This window comes from Phaeospirillum tilakii (assembly GCF_042683125.1).
In the GTDB taxonomy this organism is placed as follows: Bacteria; Pseudomonadota; Alphaproteobacteria; order Rhodospirillales; family Magnetospirillaceae; genus Phaeospirillum; species Phaeospirillum tilakii.
Map to the genome: position 1 here is coordinate 78084 of NZ_JBHUIY010000017.1, position 9470 is coordinate 87553.

Consider the following 9470-nt stretch of genomic DNA (forward strand, 5'->3'; position numbering starts at 1 on the left):
CGCGGGCGGCGGGTCAGACGAAGGCCGCGTGGTCGGGATCGAGCGCCAGCAGTTCCGTCATCATCAGGTTGCGTTTGTGGGCGACGCAGTGATGGCGGCAGTCGCGGGCGGGATCGATCGCCCACACCTTGTCGCGGCATTCCGGCGAGAACCAGAAATCCTTGAACGAACGGTCCTTGATCGAGCCCAGCGCGCCCCGGGCGGTGTAGGCCTTGTCATGACAGCTGTAGACCATCGCGTCGGCGCCGATGATGGTCTGGAACTGCTGGAACGGACAGAAATGATAGGGCTTTTCGAACCGTTCCTCGATCTCGTGGTAATAATTGGTGATGCGGAAGGTCGAATCGACCAGATGCTCCTGCACGTCGGCGATCTTGCGCGCCACCTCGGCATAGAACGGGGCGTGATAGGCGTTGTTGGTGCGGCCGTCATTGTCCACCACCACCCCGGACAGGCTGACGTGATTGGCCCCGGCGCTCTTGAACAGGGCGCAGACCTCGGGGATGTGGGCGTAATTGTCCTTGGTGACGATGAAGCTGATCCCCAGCACGCAGCGTGTGCCGGAGCGGGTGAAATTGCGCATGTTGTCGATCACGCGGCTGAATTCGCCGTGCTTGATCCGCCGGCCGATGGCGTAGGATTCGTCGTCCCAGGCATCGATCGAGATGCGGATCCAGGTGCCGTGGCGGGCGAAGGCCTCGGCCACCCGCCCCGACAGCGCCGAGCCGTTGGTCAGCGCGGCGATGGCGATCCCGCCCTGGGCCAGCCGTTCGACCACCTCGGGCATCTTGCGGTAGAGCAGCGGCTCGCCGCCGCCGGAGAAGGTGACCGCCTTCACCCCCATCTCGACCAGATCGTCGACGATCTCGAACATCTTGGCGTCGGGCAGCACGTCCTGCTCGACCATGTCCTGGCCGAGCTGGAGGTCGTCGTAGCGGTAGGCGCAGTACCAGCAATTGTGGTTGCAGCGGTTGACCGGCTTGATGCGGACATGAACCGGCGCGGCCAGACGCCCTTCCCGCAGGGCCTGGAGCCGGTCGGGAAAATTAACGAACTTCAGGTGGCTGTAAAGCTGTCCAGTCATCGTGAAAATCCACCTCGTGGCAGGCCGGGGAGACGGTCAGGACGGCACCGACGCCACTCTCCCGCGGGGCCTTGGGAGGGACAATGACGGGGGCAAAGCAAAACCTCGCTTCTCCGCGACGCGGGGGACGGTGAAAAACCCGACGGAGCCGGATCGTAGGAGGGATTTTGTAAAGAAACCCTCTACGTTCGCACCGGGCGCGCCCTTCGCCGGGCGCGCGGGGTTCGCGCCGGGCGCGCCCTTCGCCGGGCGCGCGGGGGGACGGAGGCGGCCCGTTAAGGAATAATTCAGCGCCGCCATGGTTTGCTCGCCGCTGTTCTTGTCTGTTCCCCAGGGCCGCCGGAGCGTGATCTTGCGTGCTCAATTGCTCGCCGCCGGTCTCGGCACCCGCCTTCGGCCGCTCACCGACACCGTGCCGAAATGTCTGGTGCCGATCGCCGGCCGCCCCCTGCTCGGCTACTGGCTCGACCTGCTGCGCGATTGCGAGCGGGTGGTGATCAACACCCATTACCTGCCCGAGCGGGTCGAGGCCTTCGTCGCCGCTTTGCCCGAGGCGACGCGGCGGCGGGTGGTGCTGGCCCACGAGGAGACCCTGCTCGGCACCGGCGGCACCCTGCTGCGCCAGCGGGCCCATTTCGCCGACGCCCCGTTCCTGGTGGCCCATGCCGACAATCTCAGCCGGTTCGACCTCGCCGCCTTCGCCGAGCGCCATCGCCGCCGCCCGCCCGGGGTGGCGATCACCATGATGACCTTCGAGACCGACGACCCCGCCAGTTGCGGCATCGTCGAGCAGAACGGCGACGGGATCGTCACCGCCTTCCACGAGAAGGTCGCCGATCCGCCGGGCCGCGAGGCCAACGGCGCGGTCTACATCTTCGACCCCGAGGTGCTGGCGGCGATCGCCGCGCTCGGCACCCCCGAGGTCGATCTCAGCACCCAGATCATTCCCGCCTTTCTCGGCCGGATCCAGACCTTCGCCAACCGGGACTATCACCGCGACATCGGCACGCCGGCCAGCCTGAGCCGGGCGGAGCGGGACTTCGCGGCGCCGGCCGGGGCGAAGCCGTGACCCCCCCGCCGGGCCGGGCGCCCTCGCAACAGGACTGGACGACATGAAAGCATTGGTGACGGGAGGAGCCGGGTTCATCGGCAGCCATCTGGTCGATCGTCTGCTCGCCGACGGCCATCAGGTGACGGTGATCGACAATTGTTCGACCGGGCGGCTCGAAAACCTCGCCCATCTCGGCCAGCCGGCGGCGCTGTCGGTCCATGTCGCCGACATCAACGATCCGGCCATCGCCCCGCTGTTCGCCGGGATCGATTGGGTGTTCCACCTCGCCGCCCTGGCCGACATCGTTCCCTCGATCCAGCAGCCCTGGCCTTATCACCGCGCCAACGTCGACGGCACGATGGCGGTGCTGGAGGCGGCCCGCGCCGCCGGGGTCAAACGTTTCCTCTATGCCGCCTCCTCGTCCTGCTACGGCATTCCCGACCTCTACCCCACCCCGGAAACCGCGCCGATGCGGCCGATGTATCCCTATGCCCTGACCAAGCGGCTGGGCGAGGAGATCGTGCTGCACTGGGCCGCGACCTATCAGCTGCCGGCGATGGCGCTGCGGCTGTTCAACGTCTATGGCCCGCGTTCGCGCACCTCGGGCACCTATGGCGCGGTGTTCGGGGTGTTCCTGGCCCAGAAGCTGGCCGGCCACCCCTTCACCGTGGTCGGCGACGGCGAGCAGACCCGCGATTTCACCTTCGTCACCGACGTCGCCGACGCCTTCGTCACCGCCGCCGCCAGCGACGTGGTGGGCGAGAGCCTCAATGTCGGCTCGGGCCACACCTACAGCGTCAACCGGCTGGTCGAGCTGCTGGGCGGGCCGGTGGTCCACATCCCGAAACGCCCGGGCGAGCCGGACTGCACCTTCGCCGACACCGGCCGGATCCGCGCCCGCCTCGGCTGGCAGGCCCGGGTGTCGCTGGAGGACGGGGTCAAGGCGATGCTCGACTCGATCGATTACTGGCGCGCGGCACCGGTCTGGACGGTGGACAAGATCGAGGACGCCACCCGCGACTGGTTCCGCTTTCTGGGCCAGGACCGTCCCGCGCCCTGAGCGGCGCCGGACCGGTCCCGCGACCATGCCCCGATACATGCAAGGAGAAGCAGGGAAATGAGCCAAGGACATGTTCTCGTCACCGGCGGGGCCGGCTATGTCGGGTCGGCGCTGGTGCCGAAACTGCTGGCCGAGGGCTATGCCGTCACCGTGCTGGATCTCTATCTGTACGGCGAGGGGAAGCAGGTGTTTCCCGCCTGCAACGACCATCCCCGCCTGCGCCAGATCAAGGGCGACCTGCGCAATGCCGAGACGGTGCGCCAGAGCCTGGAGGGGGTCGATCAGGTGATCCACCTCGCCTGCATCTCCAATGATCCGAGCTACGACCTCGATCCCACCCTCGGCCGCTCGATCAATTACGACGCCTTCCGTCCGCTGGTGCAGGCGGCGAAGGCGGCCGGGGTGTCGCGCTTCATCTACGCCTCCTCCTCGTCGGTCTATGGCGTCAAGGAGGAAGAGGACGTCACCGAGGATCTGCCGCTCGAACCGCTGACCGATTATTCGCGCTTCAAGGCGCTGTGCGAGCAGGTGCTGCTCGAGGAACGCGCCCCGGGCTTCGCCGTCTGCGTGATCCGGCCCTCGACCGTCTGCGGCTATGCCCCGCGCCAGCGGCTCGATCTGGTGGTCAACATCTTCACCAACCAGGCGGTCAACAACGGCCGGATCCGCGTCACCGGCGGGCCGCAGAAGCGCCCCAACATCCATATCGACGACATGTGCGCGGTCTATCTCCACCTGCTGCGCCAGCCGGCCGAGCGGATCGACGGCAAGATCTGGAATGCCGGCGACACCAATTTCTCGATCGCCGAACTGGCCGGGCTGGTGCGCAAGGTGATCGGGCCGCATGTGCTGATCGATTTGCAACCGACCAACGATCCCCGCTCCTACCGGGTGTCGGGCAAGCGGATCCGCGACGAGATCGGCTTCGAGCTGACCCACACCATCGAGGAGGCGGTGCAGAGCCTCGCCGCCGCCATCCATGACGGCCGCCTGACCGACCCGCTCAACAATCCGCTGTACTTCAACATCAAGCGGATGCAGGAGATCAAGCTGACCTGATGCCGGGCCGTGGTGAGGAGAATCCTCACCACGGATTGGCACGGCCCCAGGGGCCGCGCGCCCCGTGGCGCGAAAGCCAAGGGGCGCCTGGGCGCCCCGCCCGGCGCGTGAGGGAGCGGTGACCGGTTTCGGTCACCGCGGCTTGGGATATCATGGCGGCGATGCGGATCGGGATCGATTTCGACAACACCATCGCGGGCTATGCGGCGCTGTTCCGCCGCATCGCCGAGGAGGCCGGCTGGCTCGCGCCCGGCTTCCCCGGCGACAAGAAGGACATCCGCGACCGCATCCGCCAACAGCCTGACGGCGAGACGCTGTGGATGCGGATGCAGGCGGTGGCCTATGGCAGCCGGATGGGCGAGGCCTGCCTGATCGACGGGGTCGCCCCGTTCCTGACCGCCTGCCGGCGCCACGGCCACGCGGTCAGCATCGTCAGCCACAAGACCCGCACCGCCGCCGCCGACCCCGACGGGGTCGATCTGCGGCGGGCCGCGCTCGACTGGATGGAGGCGCGGCGGTTCTTCGCCGCCGACGGCTTCGGCCTGCGGCGGGAGGACGTCCATTTCGCCGACACCCGCGCGGAGAAATGCCACCGGATCGCCGCCCTCGGCTGCGATCTGTTCATCGACGACCTGGAGGAGGTGTTCCTCGATCCGGCCTTTCCCCCCAGCGTGACCCGGCTGCTGTTCCATCCCGGCGAGGGCTCGCCGCGCGGCCCGTTCCGGGTGTTCCGCGACTGGGACGCGCTGGCCCGGGCGGTGCTGGGCGATGGATGAGGCGCTGCGGACCCAGGCGGCCCGGCTGCTGGGCCAGGACCCGGCGGTGGCCGAGGCGGTGGCCGGCGGCGGCAACAGCCGGCTGTTCCGGCTGGAGGACCGCGCCGGGCGGGCCTATGCCCTCAAGGTCTATCCCCCCCGCCACCATGACCCGCGCGACCGGCTGGGGGCCGAATTCACCGCCCTGTCCTTCCTTCGCGACCACGGCGTCGACGAGGTTCCGGCCGCGCTGGCCTGCGACCGCGACCACGGGCTGGCCTTGTATCAATGGATCGAGGGCGCCCGGGTCACCACCCCCGGCGCCGAGGACATCGACGCCGCCCTGGACTTCGCCCGCCGGCTGCGCGCGCTCGGGCCGGTGGGCGCCGCGCTGCCGCTGGCCTCGGAGGCCTGCCTGTCCGGCGGCGAGATCCTGGCCCAATTGAGCCGCCGGCTCGACCGGCTGGCGACGGTCCCCGCCCTGGAGGCGCTGCTGGGCGACCGGCTGCGGCCGCTGCGCGCGCGGGCGGCCGCGGCGGCGCAAGCGGGCTATCGCCGGCTCGGCCGCGATTTCGACGCCCCGCTGGCGCCCGAGCTGCGCTGCCTCAGCCCGTCCGATTTCGGCTTCCACAACGCCCTTCGCCGCGCCGACGGCCGCCTCGTCTTCCTCGATTTCGAATATTTCGGCTGGGACGATCCGGTCAAGCTGACCGCCGATTTCATCCAGCATCCCGGCATGGCGCTCGACCCGGCCCTGGCCGACCGCTTCGTCGCCGGGGCCGGCGCGCTGTACGGCGCCGAAGAGGATTTCGCCGCGCGGCTGGGGCTGCTGGCGCCGCTGATCGGGCTGCGCTGGGCCCTGATCCTGCTCAACGAATTCCTGCCCGAACGCTGGAGCGCGCGGCCGTTCGCCGACTGCGCCGATCGGGCCGCCGTGCTCGACCGCCAGCGCGGCAAGGCGATGCGGCAGCTCGACCGGGTCGAGGCCTGGCTGCGGGAGCGGGGAACGTGACCGGTTGCGGCCGCCAAGCCGTTGGGTTGGGGCGAAAGCCCGCCGCCTTGGTCGGGCCGGGACAAATTGAAGGGGGGCGATGATGGTCAAATTCAAACGGATCGCGCTGTTTTCGAACGACGACAATGTCCAGGTCCTGCAATTGCTCGGGCTCAAGCGCGGGTTCGAGCAGATCGGGATCGAATGCTTCGCCAGCTGGCCCCTGCCGAAGGCCCCGCAGATGGAAGCGTTCCTCGATGTGTGGAAGCCGGACGTGGTGTTCGAATTCGACCGCTCGCGCAACCAGATCGAGGCCGATTGCTCGTCGGCGCTGCATGTCTCCTGGGTCCAGAACGCGCGCAATTTCGGCGTGTCGGTGCTCGAGGGGGCCGGCGGCAGCGATCTGGTCTATTACTGCCTGCAACCCGAGCGGCTGGGGGTCAAGGTCGATCCCGGCTCGTGCCGCTGGCTGTTTCCCGGGGCCGACGAATCGATCTTCTACCCCGACGACAGCGAACCCTACCGCTTCGATCTCAGCCTGTGCGGCTTCCTCCATTCGGTGATCCCCCTGGAATTCCTCAACGGCCCGATCGTGGTCGATGGCCAGCGTTGCTGCAGCGTGCAGGAACTGCTCGACGAGATCATCGCCAGCAACCTCTACGGCGAATATGGCTACGACCTTCAGGCGATCCACGATCTGATCCTGTTCCGGCTGAAACGGAGCAACCCGCGGATCGAGATGAAGGATCTGCCCCAGCCGCTGCTGGAGCTGTTCGAGACCCGGCTGTACCGGCTGTACCGGCGGCGGATCATCGCCGAAAGCATGCTGGCCTCGACCGGCAGCGTCGCCTTCTGCGGCCGCAACAGCTGGCTGACCTGGCCGCAATTCGCCCCGTTCTACCAGGGCGACAAGACCCGGCCGAGCGACCTGGCCCGGATCTACCGCCAGACCCGGCTCAACGTGCATGAATGCCCGCTCGGGCTGCATCACCGCACGATGGAGGTGATGGCCTGCGCCCGCCCCCTGCTGGTCGGCTACAGCTATTTCTGCGGCACGCCGTGCGACATCGCCAATTTCTTCACCCCGGGCGAGGATTTCATCTGGTACTCGGAAAAGAATTTCGTCGAGGTCGCCCGCGAGGCGCTGGCCGATCCGGTCCGGTTGCAGAAAATCGGCCGCAATGCCCATGAAAAGGTGATGCGGGAGCATCTGTGGCGCCACCGCGCCGAACAGATCATCCGCGACCTGTCCGCCTGATCCCGCCCCAAAACGCGACCGCCCGGGCGAGAACGCCCGGGCGGCAACGATCGGTGCGGCCGGTGGAGCCCGGCCGGACCGGAAGGAACCGGATCCCCCTCCCTCCCCGAGGCATGGGGCGGGGCGGGAGGGGGCGGCCGCCGTTACTCGGCGGCGGCGGCTTCGGGGGTGTCGCCCAGCATGGTCCCGGTGCGCTGGGCGTTGAGGTGCCAGGAGAACGCCTCCTCCAGCACGTGCGGGGTCTGCCCGCCCCGGGTCAGCGCCCGGGTGTAATAGTCGCGGGCCCGGTCGCGGTAGGTCGGGTGCATGCAGTTCTCGATCACCAGCTTGGCGCGCTCGCGCGGGGCGAGACCGCGCAGGTCGGCCAGACCCTGCTCGGTGACGATCAGATCGACGTCGTGTTCGCAATGATCGACATGGGTGACCATCGGCACGATCGAGGACAGCTTGCCGCCCTTGGCGACCGACTTGGTGACGAACACCGACAGATAACAGTTGCGGGCAAAGTCGCCCGAACCGCCGATGCCGTTCATCATGTGGGTGCCGTTGACGTGGGTCGAGTTGACGTTGCCGTAGATGTCGGCCTCGAGCGCGGTGTTGATGCCGATCAGGCCGAGGCGGCGGATCACCTCGGGATGGTTCGACACTTCCTGCGGCCGCAGCACCAGCCGGTCCTTGTAGCGTTTGACGTCGCCGAAGAACTTGCGGGCGCACTCGCCCGACAGCGACAGGGCCGAGCCCGAGGCGAACTTCAGCTTGTCGGCGTCGAACAGCTCGAAGGTCGAGTCCTGCAACACCTCGGAATACATCTGGAGGTCATGGAACGGGCTGTCGATGAAGCCGTGCAGCACCGCGTTGGCGATCGAGCCGATGCCGGCCTGGAGCGGCTGGAGCGAGGTCGACAGCCGGCCCTTGCGGACCTCGTGGCGGAAGAATTCGACCAGATGGCCGGCGATGGCGTTGGTTTCCTCGTCCGGCGGGGTGATGGTGGCGAACGAATCCATCTTGTCGGTGATGACGATCGCGGCGATGCGCGACGGATCGACCGGGATGAAGGGCAGACCGATGCGGTCGCTCGGGGTCATCAGCGGAATCGGCTCGCGATGCGGGCGCCGGGTCGGGATGTAGACGTCGTGCAACCCGACCATGTCCATGCTCTGGTGCAGGTTGATCTCGACGATGATCTTCTCGGCCAGGATGGCGAAGGTGGCCGAATTGCCGATCGAGCTGGTCGGAATGATCCCGCCATCCTCGGTGATCGCCACCGCCTCGATCACCGCGACGTCGATCTGCGGCAACTGGCGCGAGCGGAGCATCTCGACCGTTTCCGACAGGTGCTGATCGACGAACATCACCTCGCCGGAATTGATCGCCTTGCGCAGCACCGGATCGGCCTGGAACGGGATCCGGCGCGACAGGACATGGGCCTCGGCCAGCACCTTGTCGATGTCGCTGCCCAGGCTGGCCCCGGTCAGCAGGCTGATCTTCAGCGGCTGCTCGCTGGCGCGCTCGGCCAAGGCGAGCGGCACCACCTTGGCGTCGCCGGATCGGGTGAAACCGCTCATCCCGACGGTCATGCCGTCCCGGATGTGCAAGGCGGCTTCCTCGGCCCCCACCACCTTGCCCCACAGCGACTTGAGGAGGATACGATCTCTATACATTCACGCCGGCTCCACAGAAAAATCCATTTGGGCTCTTTACCCCGGGGGACGCGCCACCACCAATGTCGAATGGGCAGGCAGCGCATTCGCATGAGGGGGTTGCATTCTCGGCGAAAATGAATATTTTATTTCGCCGCGTCAGCGGAAAGACAATTTTTGTTGCGCCGCGACATGGGCCCCGGCGGTTTTTTCACCGCGAGGTCATGGCGCGATCCGGGGACGGCAATCCAGCACCCAGATGTCGTAGACCGGATGTTCCATCGCCGACAGCGCCGGGCTGGAGGCGAACATCCAGCCCCGGAACAGATCGAGCGGCGGCCGTCCCGGCTGCAATTCGGAAATATCGAGGAACGCGGCGCTTTCCGGCTGGTCTTCCGGCCGGTGCTTCTTGCAGGCGCGGGCGATGATCTCGAGCGAGCCGAACCGCACCGGCTGGCCGACCGGGGCCTCGATCGTCATCACCCGGGCGCTGACCTTGTCGAGCGCCTGCAACAGGGCGACGTCGAACGACAGATCGGGCGCCGGGGCCGGCGCCGGCGCCGCGATCCCCG

General features: G+C 67.7%; 9 protein-coding genes. 6 read left to right on the forward strand and 3 right to left on the reverse strand.

What is annotated here, in order from left to right:
* Positions 1 to 13 precede the first annotated feature (13 nt).
* Positions 14 to 1084, reverse strand: a complete 1071-nt coding sequence (locus ACFSNB_RS10210) for a radical SAM/SPASM domain-containing protein (protein ID WP_377316142.1) — start codon at positions 1082 to 1084, stop codon at positions 14 to 16.
* Positions 1085 to 1436: 352 nt separating this feature from the next.
* On the opposite strand from ACFSNB_RS10210, the gene ACFSNB_RS10215 reads away from it, so the two are divergent.
* From ACFSNB_RS10215 to ACFSNB_RS10240, 6 genes are all read left to right on the forward strand, one after another.
* Positions 1437 to 2153 carry a nucleotidyltransferase family protein gene (locus tag ACFSNB_RS10215; RefSeq protein WP_377316144.1) on the forward strand — a complete coding sequence of 239 codons (717 nt, stop codon included), beginning with the start codon at positions 1437 to 1439 and terminating at the stop codon, positions 2151 to 2153.
* A gap of 43 nt (positions 2154 to 2196) precedes the next feature.
* Positions 2197 to 3195, forward strand: a complete 999-nt coding sequence (locus ACFSNB_RS10220; protein WP_377316146.1) for an SDR family oxidoreductase — start codon at positions 2197 to 2199, stop codon at positions 3193 to 3195.
* A 57-nt stretch (positions 3196 to 3252) separates the two neighbouring features.
* The gene (locus tag ACFSNB_RS10225; protein ID WP_377316148.1) at positions 3253 to 4254 is read left to right on the forward strand and encodes an NAD-dependent epimerase/dehydratase family protein; all 1002 of its coding nucleotides are present in this window, start codon (positions 3253 to 3255) and stop codon (positions 4252 to 4254) included.
* 152 nt (positions 4255 to 4406) lie between these two features.
* The gene (locus ACFSNB_RS10230) at positions 4407 to 5030 is read left to right on the forward strand and encodes a hypothetical protein (RefSeq protein WP_377316150.1); all 624 of its coding nucleotides are present in this window, start codon (positions 4407 to 4409) and stop codon (positions 5028 to 5030) included.
* A complete protein-coding gene (locus tag ACFSNB_RS10235) occupies positions 5023 to 6021 on the forward strand; it encodes a phosphotransferase (RefSeq protein WP_377316152.1) in 999 nt (332 codons plus the stop codon). Before ACFSNB_RS10230 ends, ACFSNB_RS10235 begins: the two co-directional genes overlap by 8 nt.
* Before the next feature lie 79 nt (positions 6022 to 6100).
* A complete protein-coding gene (locus ACFSNB_RS10240) occupies positions 6101 to 7258 on the forward strand; it encodes a glycosyltransferase family protein (protein ID WP_377316154.1) in 1158 nt (385 codons plus the stop codon).
* A 143-nt stretch (positions 7259 to 7401) separates the two neighbouring features.
* On the opposite strand, the gene ACFSNB_RS10245 is transcribed toward ACFSNB_RS10240, so the two are convergent.
* A complete protein-coding gene (locus tag ACFSNB_RS10245) occupies positions 7402 to 8919 on the reverse strand; it encodes an acetyl-CoA hydrolase/transferase family protein (protein WP_377316156.1) in 1518 nt (505 codons plus the stop codon).
* Positions 8920 to 9120: 201 nt separating this feature from the next.
* Positions 9121 to 9465 (reverse strand): DUF2155 domain-containing protein, encoded by a 345-nt coding sequence (locus ACFSNB_RS10250; protein ID WP_377316160.1) that lies wholly within the window; start codon positions 9463 to 9465, stop codon positions 9121 to 9123.
* Between the last annotated feature and the right edge of the window lie 5 nt (positions 9466 to 9470).

Excerpts from the sequence above, each read along its gene's own strand:
- ACFSNB_RS10230 (WP_377316150.1), top strand. The coding sequence starts at position 4,407 with ATGGCGGCGATGCGGATCGGGATCGATTTCGACAACACCATCGCGGGC.
- ACFSNB_RS10225 (WP_377316148.1), top strand. The coding sequence starts at position 3,253 with ATGAGCCAAGGACATGTTCTCGTCACCGGCGGGGCCGGCTATGTCGGG.
- ACFSNB_RS10240 (WP_377316154.1), top strand. The coding sequence starts at position 6,101 with ATGATGGTCAAATTCAAACGGATCGCGCTGTTTTCGAACGACGACAAT.
- ACFSNB_RS10235 (WP_377316152.1), top strand. The coding sequence starts at position 5,023 with ATGGATGAGGCGCTGCGGACCCAGGCGGCCCGGCTGCTGGGCCAGGAC.
- ACFSNB_RS10245 (WP_377316156.1), bottom strand. The coding sequence starts at position 8,919 with ATGTATAGAGATCGTATCCTCCTCAAGTCGCTGTGGGGCAAGGTGGTG.
- ACFSNB_RS10220 (WP_377316146.1), top strand. The coding sequence starts at position 2,197 with ATGAAAGCATTGGTGACGGGAGGAGCCGGGTTCATCGGCAGCCATCTG.
- ACFSNB_RS10210 (WP_377316142.1), bottom strand. The coding sequence starts at position 1,084 with ATGACTGGACAGCTTTACAGCCACCTGAAGTTCGTTAATTTTCCCGAC.